This is a genomic window from Streptomyces sp. NPDC048751 (assembly GCF_043198595.1).
Classification (GTDB): Bacteria; Actinomycetota; Actinomycetes; order Streptomycetales; family Streptomycetaceae; genus Streptomyces.
In genome coordinates, this window is the sequence record NZ_JBICUX010000002.1 from 814,272 (window position 1) to 830,251 (window position 15,980).

A 15,980-nucleotide genomic window follows, 5' to 3' on the forward strand; every position below is an offset into this window, starting at 1 on the left:
TACCTGGCGACGGTGAACTCGCTCTGAGAACGGCCCGTCACACCTCGGGAGGCATGCTGAAACTGCTGGGCAAGCCGGCGTTCGACTTGCAGCCGAGCAGCTTCGACAGGGCCCGGCTTGCTTCGTACACGACGCGAAGAGTGTCCTTCCTCGCCGCACCCTCGGCTTCGGAAGTTTCGTATCTACTGCGAACTTCTCCGCGGACCAATACAGTCGCGCCTGCCCCAGAGGCGAAGTTTCCGCTGGAGCACTCGAAATAAAGCACACCGACCTTGATGCCTGCGAGAGCCGCCTTCGCCATGCGGTATTCCTTGAAAATCGAGGCTACTTTACCTTCCTCAGGAACTTCTTGGGCAAGGGAGAACGTCACTCGGGCAGAGTCAAGCCCAGCCGACCCTTCGTGGGCTGCACAGAACCCTTCCTCGGCCCATTCGCTTGCCGTCCCGGCATCGTATTGAGCGACCAAGCCGTCGGCTGCCCTCTGCGGGTCTCCAAGGTAGGTGGTCTCCACGGACGCAGGAATGTCGGCGATCCGTTTCATGGCAGCTTTGGCCTGACCACTCAGGACGCTGGCACAGGTCACCTCTGTGGGACTAGGACTCACCGTGCCCGCCCCTGCGGGATCACCGCCTTGGCACCCGGCTGCAAGAAGGACAGCTGCTGTCACAGCCGCAACTTCAAGCCTTGGGAAGCGCACCATGCTGGTTCTCACCATTACAACCCTTCGTGTACCCGCTATTCAGCGCCTCTTCCAGATCTTGCCCAAAGTCGGCTTTATCGCGCCCAATCCCGTATTTCTCCGCGAAATGCTGCATCGGGGATTCCGCAGCAATTTGTCCTGCTCGATAGACTTCGTCCTTCGCAGTGTGAGTCTCGACACTGCTGTCCATCTGATGCGTCTCCGCGCTGTCGCCGATCACGCTGCCGATCTGCTGCGTGAGAGCGCCTTGACCGGCATCCGTGAAGACGGGGATGAGTGATGACTGATCGCCTGAAGCTTCTTATCCTTTCTCACCGTTGCTTCACAACCACACACGCCGAGTCATGAACAGCCTTGATGGGCAAAGGGGTTGGCGATGCGCGGTTCCTCCCGCGTGGAGGGGTCGGGGAGCTTCCGTTGTACACCTGTGCCGACGACCGGGATTTCCCTTTTGATGCCTGAGTCGCGTGCGATGATCACGGCGATCAGCCAGCGTCACGGGGACACGTCAGGGATGACCGGTTACTACAAGGTCGAGTTCGAGGCTATGGCCCGGCTCGTCATCGACCTCGCCGAATGTGCGGACACCATGCGGTCCGCGATGAGGAAGTTGGAGGACATCGGCCCGAAGGGCGCCGGCTCCAGCGAGCTCGAGGAGGCCTGTGACGACTTGCAGGAGAAGTGGGGCTACGGCATCGAACTGATCGCCGATGCCACGGGCGGCATCACGGAGAAGGTCGGGCAGTCGGGCCGGGTGTACCAGCGGCTGGAGGACGAGGCCGCCGTACTCCTGCAGGCCGTGAAGCTCGCCGACAAGAGCATGAAGGCAGCCGACCAGTGAGGCCCGGCTCCAACTCCGGCTCCGGCTCCGCCCACTCCAACTCCGGCTCCGGCTCCGCTGAAATGGGCGCGCCGCCTGCCTTCCACTTCCGGGTACCGTCCGAATTCCATGCGGTCCCGCTGGGCCTGGGCGACGAAGCGGACGTCTTCCACGCGCAGGTACGGCAGTTCGCCCGCGACTACTGGGGCGAGCGCGAGGACCTGGAGCCCCTGCGCAGGCTGACCACGGCCATGTACGCGGCGAACGCGCAGAGTCTGGTCGAGGGCGGCACCGTGTACAACGCGCTCGGCATCTTCCCCATCGGCGGCGGCGCGGACGGTTCCGAGTCCCCCGAACCCCCCGAGCGCGTCAGCCGGGCCACGCTCACCGTCAGCGTGCGCGAGCTGGACAACCCCGACCCGCACTTCACGGCCGCGGGCATCGCGGAGGTCCTGGACAAGGGGAGCCAGGGCGGCGAGGTCCAGCTCGTCTCCCTGCCCGTCGGCCCCGCGGTCGTCCACATTGCCGGGGCCCGCGCCGTGTGGGACCTGCCCGAGGGAGAAGCGGACGGGCCGGGAGGAGAGCAGGAACGGTTCTTCGTACGGATCGAGCTCTGGGTTCCCTTCCCCGGCGAGGACCGCCTGCTCCTGCTCTGCCTGAGCACGGCCGATGTCCAGGACCTCTTCCACTACCAGGCCGTCCTCGCGGACATCGCCGACACCATCACCTTCGGCGAGGCCGAAGCCGAGGCACCCGCGGCCGCGGTCACGAAAGAGGCCGCCCCGCCCTCCCCCTTCGGCTCCTACTGATCGCGTCGAGGAGATCGCCCCCCATGAACCCACAGACGGCAACGACGTACGACGCCCTCGGCTTCGACCCCGCCCCCGGCATGCCCGCCTCCGTGCACCAACTCGTCACCGTGCTCACCAGCGCGGGCAAACAGCTCCACGACGCGCACGGCACCCTGACACGGCTGGGAAAGGCGGACGGCGCATGGGTGGGCCAAGCGGCGTCCGCCTTCGCCGAGAAGACGGGCGTACTGCCGAAGTACCTGGACAACGGGCACGACTCACTGATCGACGCCGCGCACGCGCTGCGTACCTGGGAGTCGCAGCTGGCGGAATTCCAGACCAAGGCGCGCCACTACGAGCACGAGGCGGCGACGGCCAAGGAGACGCTGGCGGAGGCGCGGAGCAACCCGGACCTGAAGCTCGCGGGCCGGACGTTCGACACGGACGGGGAACTGCGGGACGCACAGCGGCGCCTGGACCACGCGACGAAGCGGGTGAACGAGGCGAGCGGCGACCTGGACGCGATCATCAAGAAGGCGCGGGAGCTGCTGCACGATCACCAGGAGGCGGCGCGCCTCGCCGCCCAGTTGATCCGCAAGGCGGCCGAGGCCGCGCCGGTCGAGTCCCTGCTCGACAAGCTCGTCGACGCGATCGCCGGCCTGGGCGAACGGATCAAGGATCTCGCGGGCGACCTCTGGGGATGGATCAAGAACCACGCGGACACGATCTACGAGATCGGGGACTGGCTCGGCTACGCCAGTGCCGCCTGCGACGTCCTCGCGGTGGTCTTCTCCGAGACCATCATCGGCGCCGTCGTCTTCGAGGGCCTCGGCATGGTGCTCAACGGCGGCGCCCTCCTCTTCCACGGCGTCGGCTGGGCGGCCGGGGCGAAGAAGGGCAACTGGCTGGACATCGGCCTGGACGTGGTGGGATTCGTCCCGTTCGGGGACCTGCTGCGGCTGGGGAAGGTCGGCAAGGGCATGTTCAAGGGCGTCAAGATCCCGATGAACGTCCTGGACTTCGGGGCGAAGGCCTCCGACGCGTGGAAGCGCGCGGACGACATCGTCGAGCACGTCGGTGGGACCGCGAAGCTGGGCGACGACGCCGAGGAATGGGTGATGCGGAACGTCAGCGCCCTCGGCAGCAAGGCGCACGCGATCCACATCACCGCGGACACGATGGCGGACCGCTTCAAGGTGGCCGTGGCCAAGGAGTTCGGGGACTTCAACCTGTACAAGGCCGGTGCGGGCATCACGGACGTCGCCTTCCAGAAGGTGATGCCCCAGTTGATCGAGAACACCCCGCTGGGGCGTATCCCCGCGCTCGCGGACTCCGTCAAGCCGATCGTCGACAACGCCGGCGAGACCGTCGGCCGCTACATCGACCCCCGCTCCTGGACGGCCCGCGGCTACGAGGCGGCGCTCGGCGCGAAGAACCTCTACAAGGAGGGTGTGCGGAGCGCCACCGACCCCGTCGAGTACGGCTCGGAGAAGATCCACGAGGGGATCGACCGGGCCCGCGACACAGCAGGCGACGTCATCGGCCGCCTGGCCGACGCCAACCCGTTTGGATGACCCCGTGCACAACAGCCCGTACACGTTCCTCGTCTCCGGCAACAACCCCGTTCCGGTGTCCGATCCGCGGTCGCTGGGACTGCCGCCCGACGCCGACGTGCGAGCGACGATCCGGTCGACGACCGCCCGCCGCCCGGAGGACACCCCGCTGGCCCGGGTCATCGCGCCCCGCTCCGCGGAGCGGTGGAGCCGCAAGGCACCCTCGCCGTTCTGGATCCACGACGGACCGGGCGGCAGCCCCTGGTGCTCCGTCCACCCGGCCGCACCCGACACCTACGACGTCCAGGCCGCCGACGGCACCCCCCTGGCCAGGATCACCCACCGCCCCGGCAGGCTCCTGCCCTGGCCCCGCCGCGTCCGCTGGTCCGCGCAGCTCACCGGCGCACCGCAGCCGGTCACGGGCCGGCAGGGAACCTCGTACGCCTGGCTCCTCTATGTGGTGACGGCACCCGTCTGGTTCCTGTTCGCGCTCTGCGCGCTGCTGTACGCGTTCTTCGACGGAACCACGGACGACTACACGTTCGGCAGACCGGTCCGCACCCGCTGGCGCGTCCCGGGCACCGGCACGGTCCTGGACTACCGGGGCGTCAACAAGGTCTACCGCCACGATCCCGAGCGCCTGGACCCCCGGGTCGCCTACGCCCTGGCAGTCCTCCAGACCTGGCAGCGCAGGAGCTGAGCCGGCCGGCACCCGTCACCGCGCCCGCGATCGGTACGCCGAGGAACGGTCAGATGATGTCGAGGTTGGCCATCATCCCCATGTCCTCGTGCTCGGCGTTGTGGCAGTGAAAGAGGTAGCGACCGCGATAGCCGTCGAAGCGGGTGATGATCTCCGCCGCTTCGCCCGGGCGGAGCGAGACGGTGTCCTTGAGGCCGGCGTCGTGGGGGAGCGGCTTCTTCCCGCCGCGCGACAGCACCTGGAACCCGACCAGGTGGAGGTGAACGGGGTGGTGGACGTCCGCGATCAGCCGCCACACCTCGATATCGCCGAGCCGGGTGGTGACGTCGGAGCGGGCCGGGTCGAACGAGGCTCCTCCGATCAGCCAGCCGTGGCCGCCGTGCATGCGTCCGGCGCGGAAGGAGAAGTCGCGTGTGCGCCTGGCGTCCGACCGGCGCCAGTTCGGCAGGTCGTGGGAGAGGACGCGCGGGATGCGGCTGTGGTCGGCGGCCCTGCGTGCGACCCGGAAGGCCATGACGTCTCGGGTACGGCCGGAGCCCAGCCGGTTGACGATCCTGACGCGCCCGCCTACCGGGACCTTCGCGAAGTCGACCACCACGTCGTAGCGTTCGGCCGGGGCGATCGGCAGGGTGCGGTGGGTGACCGGCGCGGCGAGCAGGCCCTGGTCGGCGCCGACCTGGACGAGGTCGAGGCGGCGTCCGTCGTCGGTGACCGCTTCGAGGTCGTAGTGACGGGCGTTGGACGCGTTCAGCACGCGCATCCGGTAGCGGGCCGCGTCGACCTCGTGCACGGGCCACGGGGCACCGTTGACCAGGATCACGTCTCCGAGGACTCCGGCGTGGTAGGCCTCCTCGACACCTGGCTGGTTGCGCAGGGTCGGATCCAGGGACGGGTAGTGCAGGTTGCCGTGCTCGTCGAACGCCCGGTCGGCGATCATCAGCGGCAGTTCCCGCCGCCCGGAGGGCAGGTCGAGCGAGTCCTCGGCGTCGTCGCGGATGATGTGCAGCCCGGCAAGGCCGCGCCAGATCGCGGGGGCGGTGAAGTCCATCCGGTGGTCGTGGTACCAGAGCAGTGTCGGCCGCTGGTCCGTCGGGAACGTGTAGTCCCGTGTCAGCCTGGTCACCAGAGCCTTCGGGTCCTGCATGCCCTGCATGCCGTCCTTGGCGCTCATGTCATGCGCGCCATGCGCGCCGTGCGTCGTGGGGGACGCGGGCTCCCGCCAGTTCTCCGGCAGGACGAGGTCGGTCGGGTAGCCGTCGGAAGCGGCTGGAGTCCGTCCGCCGTGCAGGTGCACGACCGTCGGCACGGGCAACCCGTTGTGGTGCGTCACGGTGACCGGACGGCCGCGGCGCGCCTCGATCGTCGGACCTGGGAACGTCCCCCCGTAGGTCCACATCGGCGTCTTGACGCCGGGCAGGACCTCCAGGGTCGCCTCACGCTGGGTGATCTCGTAGCGGTCGACGCCGCCCGAGGTGCTGACCGGCTTCAGGACGGACGGCAGCGGCAACGGCACCTGGAACGCGGGCGGCAGGGGCACACCGCTGCGTAACTCGTCGCCGGTAGAGGCCGGGTGGCGCGCCAAGCCTGCCGCGGCCGTCAGTCCGGTGACCGCCGTCAGCCCGAGCGCCCCGCCGGTGCCGAGGAACTGGCGCCTGCCGATTCCACGAGTCTCAGCCACTGACTCCCTCCTTGTGCGGGGTCGATGCCGTGCGCGGGGTCGATGCCGTGCGCGGAGCCGGCCGCAGGACGGGCTGCCGCCATACGGCGATGAACAGCACGGTGAGCGCCGCGATGGTCAGCACGCCCAGGGGAAGGTGCAGCCACAGTGCGCCGTCCATCCCGGCGAAGTACTGCACCGTCTCCGCCGCCACCAACGCCAGCGTGGCGACGAACGGCCAAGCCCGACGCAGCCGGACCCAGACCACGATCGCCACGATCAACTGCACGTAGCCGAGCGAGGTGACCGTGTTGGCGCCGGCCAGGTGCCAGCGCAGTCCGTCGTAGTCGCCGCTCAGATAGACGCCGGCGAACACGGGCTGACCGAAGATCGCTACCGCGTGCACGCTGACGACCGCCCGTAATACCCGGGCACACTTGGAAACTGCCATCTCAGGGGACCTCTCGGGTCGTGTCGGATGAGGCCGTGCCGCTGCTCCCTTCCAGGTGTCAGGGCTCGAGGTCGACCACTCCGGTGCCGCTCAGGATGTCGAGCGGCACCGAGACCTGGTCGTGCACGATCAACCAGGTGCCGTCGATCTTCCGGAGGCAGTACGTGACCCTGACCCACATACCGCCGACCGCCGTCCCGTCCTTGAGCGTGCCGCCGAGACGAGCGAAGGCATGCCCGAACGCCACGTCGTCGCCCACGGTGAGCGTCAGGTCGCGAACCTCGTACGTGACGGTCTCGAAGGACGTGAACACGGGGGCCCAGTTCTTGAGTTTGGCCTCGATCCCCACGTGCTGGAGCGGCGGCTGGACGTCGAAGGACACGATGTCCGTCGCGTAGAGCCGCCTCAGACGATCGAGATCCTTGCCCTGCAGTGCTTCGACGAGTGCGTGGATGTGTCGGCGGATCCTGGCTTCGTCTACTTCGTGCCGCGTCGTCATGGCTACCCCGACCCGTCCCTTCACGGTGGAATCCTGGCTGCTGCTCACGAACTCGACGCTATGACCCCGGAGTTATCCCGTCTAAGATGAATATTGCTATGGCGTTATGCATTCGGGGGCATGATGGAGCTGAACTCGCTCAGGCAGTTCCTGGTGGTGGCGCGGCTGGAGCACCTCAGCCGGGCCGCCGAAGAGCTGCACGTCGCCCAGCCGTCCCTGAGCCGGACCATCGCCCGACTGGAGAGCGAACTAGGGGCACCGCTGTTCGACAGGGGCGGTCGGCTCCGGCTGAATGACAGCGGCAGACTCTTCCGCGATCACATCGAACGGGCCCTGGGCGAGCTCGACGCGGGACGGCGCGCTGTCGCCGAGGCCACCAGCGAGGGCCTGGGCGCCGTGAGGCTGGCGTCGGAAACCTTCCTCACCCTCACCGGGCCGCTGGCGGCCTACAAGCGCGCGTATCCCGCCGTCGAGATCGAGCTCCACTGGTCGCCGCCCGAAGACATGGCCCGCCGACTGCGCGCCCAGGAGGTCGACCTGTGCGTCGCCTCGCAGCCGATCCACGCCGAGGGCCTGGAGTTCGTGCAGCTGTTCGAAGATGCGGTGGGGGTGGGCACGCCACTCGATCATCCGCTGGCGGACCGCACGTTCCTGACCATCGACGAACTCGCCGACCAGCCCTTCGTCACCGCCCGCGAGGGACACTGGCTACGCCGACTGCTCGACCGGCTCTTCGCCGCACGCGGCCTCACCCCGAAGATCGTCTGCGAAAGCGACGAACACAGCGCCATCGCCGACCTGATCAGCGCGGGACTGGGCATCGGTCTCGTCCCCGACTTCGCCCGCCGCAGCGTCACGCGTGCCCCCGGTGCGTGGATCCCCGTGGACAGCCCCGACTGCCGTCGCACGGTCACCCTCTACTGGGGCGCCGACAACCGCCCGTCAACCGCCGCCCGGCTGATGCGCACCACGCTCACCGACTGGGACTGGGGCACAGGGGAGCCCCAAGCCCCACGCTGACGATCACCCGGCAGCGGCTGCCGCCGGGCCGGACCACGCGTCCGTGACCTTGCCGCCTCCCTGGGCTTGCCGACTCCGTGGCCTTGCCGGCGTCCGCTGCCCGTCAGGCCGTAGCGGTCCGCACCGCTCGCTCGGGAGCCGGCACGCCGAACTGCCTGCGGTGCAAGGACGCAGGTCAGCGTCCCAGCGATCGATACCAATCGGCGGCCTCAGCGAGGCGGTGCAGGCTCCCCGGGCCGGGCGGACAGTCGGTCAGCCGCCAGATCTCCTCGCTCGCGTACCAGTGGTCGAGCGCGACGAGGGACAGCTGCCGCTCGCTGACCCGGCCCTCGGTCCGCCGCAGTTGCTCCAGACAGCGCTCCCAGGACCACGACTCGCTCACGCGCGGCAGTAGGCCCAGCTCGGCGAGGGTGTGCAGCAGGTCGCCGGTGGTGACGGGGGCGGGGTGACTGGCGTGGTGGATGCCGCCCTTCACACCCGTACCGTCCAGCGCCAGGGACACTATGAGCCGGGCCAGGTCCTCGACGTCTACCGTGGAGAGGCGGGCCCTCCCCCCGTCCCAGAGGGCCGGGACACGCCGAACCAGCTCGGCCAGCGCCGGCACCACCCACCGGTCCCCCTCCCCCAGCACCAGCCCGGGACGCAGGACGACGGCCCCCGCGGCCAGCGCGAATCCCTCCGCCTCCAGCCGGGAGGCACTGGCGGCGGAGACCGGGGCCGGCGCCACCTCGTCGACGGCGATGCCGTGATGCGGGCCCGGGCCGTAGACGGCGGCGGTGGAGAGGTGGACCGTTCGCTCGACGCCCGCGGCCCGTGCCTCCCCCATGAGCGCCGCGGTGCCCAGCACGTTCACGGTCTGGCAGTCCTCCGGGGTCGGCCCGAGGACCCCGCCGAGGTGCAGCAGCACGTCGGCGTCCCGGCAGACCCCGCGCAATGAGTCGGCGTCGGCCAGGTCGGCGTACGTCCACTCGTCGGCGAGCGCGCGCACCCCGTCGGTCGCGCGCCGCCCGACGGCCCTCACCACGAGCGCCTCCGTCTCCCGCAGTCGCGCCAGCTCCCGCAGGACGGCGGAGCCGATGAAGCCGGTCGGCCCGGTCAGGGCGATCCGTACGCGGGGACTCAACTCCCGTGCCTCCAAACCCTCTTCGCTCATCCGACCCAAAGGGTAGGGCTGCCCTCAGCCCCGATCCACCTGTTCGCCGGATGGTCCGCGCGCCGCTCCCTGCGTCACGGTGAGGGGCGAACCAAGTCCATAGGGGGAACTAGACCGTGCGCATCGCCACCGCCAGCACCGCCACCACCGCCGCCGCCGTCGCCCTGGCCCTCGCCGCCGGGGTCGCACCGAACGCCAGTGCGTCCGGGAGCGCCACCACCGACGGCCTGTGGCGCATGGACGGCTACGGCACCGTCCTCGACCTTCGCGGCGGCACGTACCAGGAGTACCAGACCACCGCCGTGAGCTGCCTCAAGGGCGATTCCGCACGGCGGACCGGCCCCGGCACGTACACCACGGACGGCGTCGTCCTGACCGTACGCCCCGGCCCGGGCCCCGAGCGCGCCTCACTCGCCGCGGACGCCTCGGTGGGCCACCGCGGCCTGCGCCGCATCGCGGCACTGCCCGCCGCCTGCACCCGCCCCACGCCCGAGGACCCCCGCACCACCTTCGACGTCTTCTGGCAGTCCTTCGAGGAGAACTACCCGTTCTTCGCCGCCAAGGGCGTCGACTGGCACGCCGTGCGGGACCGCTACCGCCCGCAGGTGCACGCGGACACCTCCCGCGATGAGCTGTTCGCCCTCTTCAGCCGCATGGTGAAGCCGCTGTACGACGCCCATGTCGTCGTACAGGACGGCGACCGCTTCGAGGGCGACGTCCGTCCCGGCACGACCGCGCCGAGCGAGGAACTGGACGCCAAGGTCAAGCAGTTCATCGTGGAACGCGACCTCGCCCGCGCGACGTACCGCCAGGACTTCGCGAGCGGCCGGATCACCTACGCCGACCTGCCCGGCGGCCGCGGCTACCTGCGGCTGTCCGGCTTCTCCGGGTACGACACGAAGGACCCGGCCCATGCCGCCCAGCTCGCCGAACTGGACCGCACGCTGAACACGGTCTTCACCACGCCCCGCATCCAGCGCCTGCACGGCCTGATCATCGACCTCCGCATCAACGGCGGCGGCTCCGACGCCCTCGGCATCCACCTCGCCGGCCGCCTCACCGACACCCCGTACACCGCCTACGCCAAGCGCGCCCGCAACGACCCCGCCGACCCGACCCGGCACACCCGTCCCGAGCCCGTCCCCGTGGTCCCCGCCCACGCTCCCCGCTACACCGGCCCCGTAGCCGTACTGACCGGCGGCTCCACGGTGAGCGCGGGCGAGACGTTCACCCAGGCCCTCATGGACCGGCCGGGCAGCACGGTGCGCATCGGACAGCCCACCCAGGGCGTCTTCTCCGACGTCATGTCCCGCAACCTCCCCAACGGCATGACCGCCTGGCTGCCCAACGAGGAGTTCCTCACCCGCACCGGCCGCACGTTCGACGGCACCGGTATCCCGCCGCACCTGACCGAACCGGTCTTCACGGAGGAGGAGTTCACCGAGGGCCGCGACTCGGCGTTCGACCGCGCGGTGAATGTGCTGAGGGCTGGACGGAGTTAGGTGCAGTTCGGGGTTCGGCTCCAGGCGGAGTCGAGCGTCAACCGTTCGATTTGTTTGACCACCTGTTAGTTTGCGCGGATGGAAGATCTGGGACCCGTGGCTTGGCCGCCTGAGCCGATCAAGACCGAGAGGCTCGTGTTACGTGAGCCCGAGGCCCGGGACCGTGCGGCGTTCATCGAGCTGCACGCCTCGTCGGAGGTGCACACCTACCTCGGCGGCCCCCGCCCGCGTGACGAGCTCGAGCGCGAGATGCCCGAGGTGCCCGGGCGGCGGCCCGGGAGCTTCGTCGTGGCTCTCGACGGGTCGATGATCGGCCAGATCCTGCTCAGGAGAGCAACCGGGCACCGCCGCCCGGCTGCCGTGGGGAAGGCCGATCTCGGCTATCTGTTCCTGCCCCGGGCGTGGGGATTCGGGTACGCCACCGAGGCGTGCACGGCGGCACTCGGCTGGCTCACCGACGCGCTTCCCGGTGAACCGGTGGTGCTCACCACCCAGACCGCCAACGTCGGCTCCATGCGTCTCGCGGCGAAGCTGGGGTTCACTGAGGTGGAGCGGTTCGAGGCCTGGGGCGCCGAGCAGTGGCTCGGCATGTGGTCCCCGGTCGCTCCGTCCAGTTGAGCGTGCGCCCCGTACCCTCACGGCCATGACCCGCACCACGCCACCGCGCCCCGTCGATGTCACGGCCCGCTTCCCCGAGCTGGCGCCGCTGGCCCGCACCACGGTTCGCCTGCACCCGCGCGCCGGGAACCCCACGGCAGCGGACAGCTCGATCGGCGGCCCACTGCTGTGGCCGGCCGACGAGCCCTGGCCGACCTGCCCGGAGCACAGTGACCCCTGGTACGTGGGGTACGCGCCGGACGACGTCCACCTGAGCCGCCGTGTCCTCGCCGAGGCATGGAGGCGGCCACGCGCGGAGGACGAGGACCTGCTGACCGCCGAGGAGCGGAGCATCGTGGAACGCTCGGACGAGCGGCGGATATCGCAGGACGGCCCCATCCCCATGATCCCGGTGGCCCAGCTCTACGCGGCCGACGTGCCCGACCTCCCCCGCCCGACCGGCACCGACCTCTTCCAAGTGCTCTGGTGCCCGTTCGACCATGACGACGACTACCTCCCGCGCACCGAACTCCGTTGGCGCAACTCCGCCGACATCACCGACCCGCTCGGCACCCCGCCCCGCCCGGCCGCCATCGGCGACGACTGCTACCTGCCCGAACCCTGCGTCCTGCACCCCGAGCCGGTCACCGAGTACCCGGCCCCGCACGAGCTGCCGGAGGAACTGGTCGAGCGGATCCACGAGGAATGGTCCGGTGTGGTGGAGTACCAGTACGACCTCGGCGTCGCCCCCGGCTGCAAGGTCGGCGGTTACGGCCCGTGGAGCTTCTCCGATCCCTTCCCCATGTCCTGCGCCGAGTGCGGCTCCGACGTCCGCCCCCTCCTCACCCTCGACGGCTGCGAGTGGGACGGCGGCAGCGGGAGCTGGCGCCCCGTGGAGGACGCCGACTACACCGGCTACCACTCCGACGGCCCGGCCTGCGCCACCAAGCTCAACATCGGCCGGGGCTACAGCATGCAGCTCTACGTCTGCACGGTGTCGTACGACCATCCGCACATCCGGAACATGCAGTAACCCTTGAATGCCGGGCGGATCACTCCCATGATCCGCCCCATGTACAAACGACGACGCCTTCTCGGCACCTATCTCGGCGCCGCCCTCGCCATCGTCCTGCTGCCCGGTATTTCCCCGGTTCTCGACGACCCGCCGTGGGAGTTGATCCTGTGCGGGTCCGTCTTCCTCATCGTGAACCAGCTGATCCACTGCTATCCCAGCAACGTCAGAAGCTCTCCCGTGGTCGTCTTCGCCGCGATCGGCATCGTCCAGGACACCCTCATCTGGTTCCTGGTGTCCTGGATCAGCGGCCATCTGGACATCGGCGTCCACGTCGACGGATTCCTGGCGGCCCTGCTGGGAGGCGTCATCGTCCGCGTGACGACCCTCGCGGTGATGGCGATCGGCCCGCAGCCGACGCCCGCTACGTGAGCGCGTGAAGGAAGTCGGCCCAGGCGGCCGGGGTGAGGGCGAGACGGGGGCCGGTGAGGTGCTTGGAGTCGCGGACGTGGATGGTGCGGGGTGCTATGGCGATCTCGACGCAGGACTCCCCACTGGTGCCGCCGCTGTAGCTGCTCTTGAACCACACCAGGTCCAAGGTGTCCCCGGCGGAGGCCTTGCGGATCATGTTTCTCCCAGCCGTTTCTCGATGAAAGCCAGCGACTCCCGAGGTGGAGAGCCTGCGCCCTGACAGTGCCGAACCACAGCTCAAGGATGTGCAATTGCTTCGGGTCCTCGACCGCCCTGCCGTTGAACGCTCCGTCGCCGCGCCCCACAGCCGTGCCGTCCGCGAACTTCAACAACTCGATCCTGCCGTCCAGCCCCGGGTGGGGGTCGGTGTTGGTCGGCATGACCTGAAGTGCGACGAAGGACAATCGTCCCACCTCCAGCAGGCGTTCGAGCTGCCGCCTCCATGCCATTGTGCCTCCGACTTCCCGGCGTAGCGGCGCCTCTTCCAGCACGAACTGCATCGACGGCGCCGGGTCCCGTTCGAAGACCGACCTCCGGGCCAGCCGAGCGGCCACCATGCGTTCCACATCGGCCGGTGAGTACGGCGGCTGTGCCGCCTCGATCAAGGCTCGGGCGTGCTCCGGCGTCTGCAAGAGCCCGGGAATGATGTTGCACTCGTACACCCCGATCTCGACTGCCTTCGCCTCCATGTCGGCCAGAGCCCGCACCTTCTTCGGGTAACTGACCTTCTTCACGTCCTCTTTCATGGCGGAAAGCAAGCCCCCCGCCCCCAACACCTCGTCCTCTCTGTCCAGATACTCAGGACGAGGAATCCGCTTCCCACTCTCGATCTTGTAGACCATGTCCTCGCCGTACCCGACCGCCTCCCCGAACTCGGCGGCCCGCATCCCCACGGCCTCGCGCCGCAGCTTCAGCTGACGCCCCACCGTCGCGACGACGGCCACACCCCAGTCGTCGTCCGGGTCGACCTCCCAACCCGGCTCGTCGGCCTCGCTCTTGAGCCGCCCCGCCTCACCGTCCACGTGCAGCATTCCTCACCCCTCCTGACAAGCCCGGACACCACTGGACAAGCACCCGACAGTGACCGTACGTATCGCCACCGTCACTGTTCACGGTAGCCACGCAACGCCACGCTGAGTGACGTGAAGCAGCAAATCCACCCTCCCCACACCCCCATCCGCAGCTTCGGCGTACAGCTGTCGCCAACGCCAAGGGGCGCCCGCCTCGCCCGCCTGCTCGCCACGGAGCAACTGCGTTCATGGGGCCTGCCGTTGGACCCGGCGGCGCACCTCGTCGCGGAGTTGGCGTCGAACGCGGTGACCCACGGCCGCGTACCGGGACGGGACTTCCGGCTCCTGGTCTACGTCGTGGGCGGCACCCTCCGTATCGAGGTCACGGACACCCGAGGTGACCGCCGGCCGCACGCGGAACTGCCGCCCCCGGATGCGGAATCGGGCCGGGGCCTGCTCCTGGTGGAGGCACTGGCCGACCGCTGGGGAGTCATGGAGGGCCCGGCGCCCCGCAAGACGGTGTGGGCCGAACTCGAACTCCCACCGGAACCCGAAACCTCACGCTTCGGTGCCACGGGCGGCCTTTCCCAAGAAACACGGAGGTGAAAGAACCCGCACCAAGCCCCACCCCTCCTCCCGCCCGTGGCTCCGCTCACCCGGGCGGGTGAACATCGCCAACTCAGCTGGATTTCGGACTGGTTGCCTGCCCTACGCTCAGCGCAACAACCGCAGACACACGTCGGCCCTCGCCGGGACTGCCATCCCAGTGCGAGGGCCTGACCACCGAGGAAGAAAGCCGCTTCCTGATGGATACGCAGAACCCTAGCGCGCCCTCGCGCGCCCGGTCCCGGCAAGCCGCCAACAACCACCCGAACCGGCACGGCCACTCAGGCGGGTTGATCCACGACCACACCCGCCACACCACCCGCTTCACGGTGATCGGCAACCACCTGGCCCAGCACACGGAGTTGTCGCTCCTGGCGATCGGCCTGGCGGTCCACATCCAGTCACTCCCCAGCGGCGCCCGCGTCGACATCAAGAGCCTCGCCGCCCGCTTCACGGAGGGCACGACCCGTATCGCGGCGGCCCTGCGCGAACTGGAGACACACGGCTACCTGCGCCGGGAGCGCGAGCGGATCCCCAGTGGCCGAATCATCACCCGCACCATCTCGTGCAACCAGCCCGGCGGAGGCGCCAGGACCGAACACAAGCCGGCGCCCCCGAAGAAGAAGCGCGCCCCCCGCAAGCCCCTCCCCGCCGTACCGCAACCAGCGTGCGCCTCCCCCACCCTCCTCCAAACGGCAACGGACCTCCTGACGACCCTCCGCCGCCAGGACCCCCGCCTCCTCCTCTCCACCTGCGACACGGCCCACCTGGCCCCCGGCATCGCCGCCTGGCTGGAACGCGACGTCACCCCCACCGCCGTACGCCACTCCCTGACCGCCAACCTCCCGGACGGCCCCCTACACCGCCCAGCCGCTCTGCTGGCCCACCGCCTGGCCAGCCACCTGCCGGCCCCGCCACCATTCCGCGCCCCAGCGGCCCCACGACCAGCTGCCCCGGACCGGCTCCAGACCTGCGACGGCTGCGACCGCGCCTTCCGCTCCCCTCAACCCGGTCGCTGCCGCGACTGCCGTGTCCCCGCCCCCACGGCCGCATGATGCACGGAGACGAGTTGATCCCCCGCCCCGAGCTGACCCCTGACGCCCTGCGTGCGGCACTCGCAATCGTTGCTCCCGACCGACTGGAGGCAATGCAGGCCGAGAAGGACGAGGCCTTCACCAAGGCAGTCGAGTGGCAATCCTTGACCCCTGTGCAGAGCTGGGTCCTGGCCTGGGCCAGGGACATCGAGATCGCCCGCCGCCACGACCTGTCCACTCGCTATGCCCAAGCCAAGAACAACCTGGAGCACGAGAATCCGGCCACAGCTCAGGAAGCCCTGCGGGAAGTGAGCGCTGTCCTGGACACAGCCATGAAGGCAGTGCGCGAGTGAGCTGGTCCGGGTTGCCGCCGCCAGGGGAGCGCCGACCCGATCTCCGGGAGG

General features: G+C 69.5%; 19 protein-coding genes and 1 pseudogene. 13 read left to right on the plus strand and 7 right to left on the minus strand.

Annotated features, from left to right (window positions below):
- Positions 1 to 37: 37 nt before the first annotated feature.
- On the minus strand, positions 38 to 541 hold the full coding sequence (locus ACGFNV_RS10695; RefSeq protein ID WP_393621171.1) for a hypothetical protein: 504 nt from the start codon (positions 539 to 541) through the stop codon (positions 38 to 40).
- Between the two features lie 157 nt (positions 542 to 698).
- On the opposite strand from ACGFNV_RS10695, the gene ACGFNV_RS10700 reads away from it, so the two are divergent.
- The 5 genes from ACGFNV_RS10700 to ACGFNV_RS10720 all read left to right on the plus strand — a co-directional run bounded on the left by ACGFNV_RS10700 (position 699) and on the right by ACGFNV_RS10720 (position 4,564).
- A complete protein-coding gene (locus ACGFNV_RS10700) occupies positions 699 to 980 on the plus strand; it encodes a hypothetical protein (protein ID WP_393621172.1) in 282 nt (93 codons plus the stop codon).
- Positions 981 to 1,154: 174 nt separating this feature from the next.
- The gene (locus tag ACGFNV_RS10705) at positions 1,155 to 1,541 is read left to right on the plus strand and encodes a hypothetical protein (protein ID WP_393621174.1); all 387 of its coding nucleotides are present in this window, start codon (positions 1,155 to 1,157) and stop codon (positions 1,539 to 1,541) included.
- Positions 1,538 to 2,329 (plus strand): hypothetical protein, encoded by a 792-nt coding sequence (locus ACGFNV_RS10710; protein WP_393621175.1) that lies wholly within the window; start codon positions 1,538 to 1,540, stop codon positions 2,327 to 2,329. The genes ACGFNV_RS10705 and ACGFNV_RS10710 overlap by 4 nt, the downstream gene beginning before the upstream one ends.
- Before the next feature lie 23 nt (positions 2,330 to 2,352).
- Positions 2,353 to 3,885, plus strand: coding sequence for a putative T7SS-secreted protein (locus tag ACGFNV_RS10715; RefSeq protein ID WP_393621177.1), 1,533 nt, complete (start codon positions 2,353 to 2,355; stop codon positions 3,883 to 3,885).
- Positions 3,886 to 3,889: 4 nt separating this feature from the next.
- The gene (locus ACGFNV_RS10720; protein WP_393621179.1) at positions 3,890 to 4,564 is read left to right on the plus strand and encodes a hypothetical protein; all 675 of its coding nucleotides are present in this window, start codon (positions 3,890 to 3,892) and stop codon (positions 4,562 to 4,564) included.
- A gap of 49 nt (positions 4,565 to 4,613) precedes the next feature.
- Here the strand turns inward: ACGFNV_RS10720 and ACGFNV_RS10725 are convergent, their stop codons facing one another.
- From ACGFNV_RS10725 to ACGFNV_RS10735, 3 genes are read right to left on the minus strand one after another with little or no spacing between them, the layout of a single operon-like run.
- Positions 4,614 to 6,242 carry a multicopper oxidase family protein gene (locus ACGFNV_RS10725; protein WP_393621181.1) on the minus strand — a complete coding sequence of 543 codons (1,629 nt, stop codon included), beginning with the start codon at positions 6,240 to 6,242 and terminating at the stop codon, positions 4,614 to 4,616.
- The gene (locus ACGFNV_RS10730) at positions 6,235 to 6,672 is read right to left on the minus strand and encodes a hypothetical protein (RefSeq protein ID WP_393621183.1); all 438 of its coding nucleotides are present in this window, start codon (positions 6,670 to 6,672) and stop codon (positions 6,235 to 6,237) included. Before ACGFNV_RS10730 ends, ACGFNV_RS10725 begins: the two co-directional genes overlap by 8 nt.
- 58 nt (positions 6,673 to 6,730) lie before the next feature.
- Positions 6,731 to 7,219 carry a YybH family protein gene (locus ACGFNV_RS10735; protein WP_393621185.1) on the minus strand — a complete coding sequence of 163 codons (489 nt, stop codon included), beginning with the start codon at positions 7,217 to 7,219 and terminating at the stop codon, positions 6,731 to 6,733.
- Positions 7,220 to 7,291: 72 nt separating this feature from the next.
- Between ACGFNV_RS10735 and ACGFNV_RS10740 the strand changes: the two genes are divergently transcribed.
- Positions 7,292 to 8,191 (plus strand): LysR family transcriptional regulator, encoded by a 900-nt coding sequence (locus tag ACGFNV_RS10740; protein ID WP_393621187.1) that lies wholly within the window; start codon positions 7,292 to 7,294, stop codon positions 8,189 to 8,191.
- A 175-nt stretch (positions 8,192 to 8,366) separates the two neighbouring features.
- On the opposite strand, the gene ACGFNV_RS10745 is transcribed toward ACGFNV_RS10740, so the two are convergent.
- Positions 8,367 to 9,344 carry an NAD-dependent epimerase/dehydratase family protein gene (locus tag ACGFNV_RS10745; protein WP_393621189.1) on the minus strand — a complete coding sequence of 326 codons (978 nt, stop codon included), beginning with the start codon at positions 9,342 to 9,344 and terminating at the stop codon, positions 8,367 to 8,369.
- A 116-nt stretch (positions 9,345 to 9,460) separates the two neighbouring features.
- On the opposite strand from ACGFNV_RS10745, the gene ACGFNV_RS10750 reads away from it, so the two are divergent.
- From ACGFNV_RS10750 to ACGFNV_RS10765, 4 genes are all read left to right on the plus strand, one after another.
- Positions 9,461 to 10,846, plus strand: a complete 1,386-nt coding sequence (locus tag ACGFNV_RS10750; protein ID WP_393621191.1) for a S41 family peptidase — start codon at positions 9,461 to 9,463, stop codon at positions 10,844 to 10,846.
- A 78-nt stretch (positions 10,847 to 10,924) separates the two neighbouring features.
- Positions 10,925 to 11,464 carry a GNAT family N-acetyltransferase gene (locus ACGFNV_RS10755; protein WP_393621193.1) on the plus strand — a complete coding sequence of 180 codons (540 nt, stop codon included), beginning with the start codon at positions 10,925 to 10,927 and terminating at the stop codon, positions 11,462 to 11,464.
- A 25-nt stretch (positions 11,465 to 11,489) separates the two neighbouring features.
- Positions 11,490 to 12,476, plus strand: coding sequence for a hypothetical protein (locus tag ACGFNV_RS10760; RefSeq protein ID WP_393621195.1), 987 nt, complete (start codon positions 11,490 to 11,492; stop codon positions 12,474 to 12,476).
- Positions 12,477 to 12,515: 39 nt separating this feature from the next.
- On the plus strand, positions 12,516 to 12,887 hold the full coding sequence (locus tag ACGFNV_RS10765) for a hypothetical protein (protein WP_393621197.1): 372 nt from the start codon (positions 12,516 to 12,518) through the stop codon (positions 12,885 to 12,887).
- Here ACGFNV_RS10765 and ACGFNV_RS10770 read toward each other — a convergent pair.
- Together ACGFNV_RS10770 and ACGFNV_RS10775 are read right to left on the minus strand one after the other, a co-directional pair.
- Positions 12,880 to 13,083, minus strand: coding sequence for a DUF397 domain-containing protein (locus tag ACGFNV_RS10770; protein WP_393621199.1), 204 nt, complete (start codon positions 13,081 to 13,083; stop codon positions 12,880 to 12,882). The genes ACGFNV_RS10765 and ACGFNV_RS10770 overlap by 8 nt on opposite strands.
- Positions 13,080 to 13,957: pseudogene (locus ACGFNV_RS10775) on the minus strand (helix-turn-helix domain-containing protein). The gene ACGFNV_RS10770 and the pseudogene ACGFNV_RS10775 overlap by 4 nt, the downstream one beginning before the upstream one ends.
- A gap of 111 nt (positions 13,958 to 14,068) precedes the next feature.
- Here ACGFNV_RS10775 and ACGFNV_RS10780 point away from each other — a divergent pair.
- The 3 genes from ACGFNV_RS10780 (at position 14,069) to ACGFNV_RS10790 (ending at position 15,929) form a co-directional block, all read left to right on the plus strand.
- The gene (locus tag ACGFNV_RS10780) at positions 14,069 to 14,542 is read left to right on the plus strand and encodes an ATP-binding protein (RefSeq protein ID WP_393621201.1); all 474 of its coding nucleotides are present in this window, start codon (positions 14,069 to 14,071) and stop codon (positions 14,540 to 14,542) included.
- A 200-nt stretch (positions 14,543 to 14,742) separates the two neighbouring features.
- Positions 14,743 to 15,597 carry a helix-turn-helix domain-containing protein gene (locus tag ACGFNV_RS10785; protein ID WP_393621202.1) on the plus strand — a complete coding sequence of 285 codons (855 nt, stop codon included), beginning with the start codon at positions 14,743 to 14,745 and terminating at the stop codon, positions 15,595 to 15,597.
- Complete coding sequence (locus tag ACGFNV_RS10790) at positions 15,594 to 15,929, plus strand: hypothetical protein (protein ID WP_393621204.1); 336 nt, start codon at positions 15,594 to 15,596, stop codon at positions 15,927 to 15,929. Before ACGFNV_RS10785 ends, ACGFNV_RS10790 begins: the two co-directional genes overlap by 4 nt.
- The last annotated feature ends 51 nt before the right edge of the window (positions 15,930 to 15,980 follow it).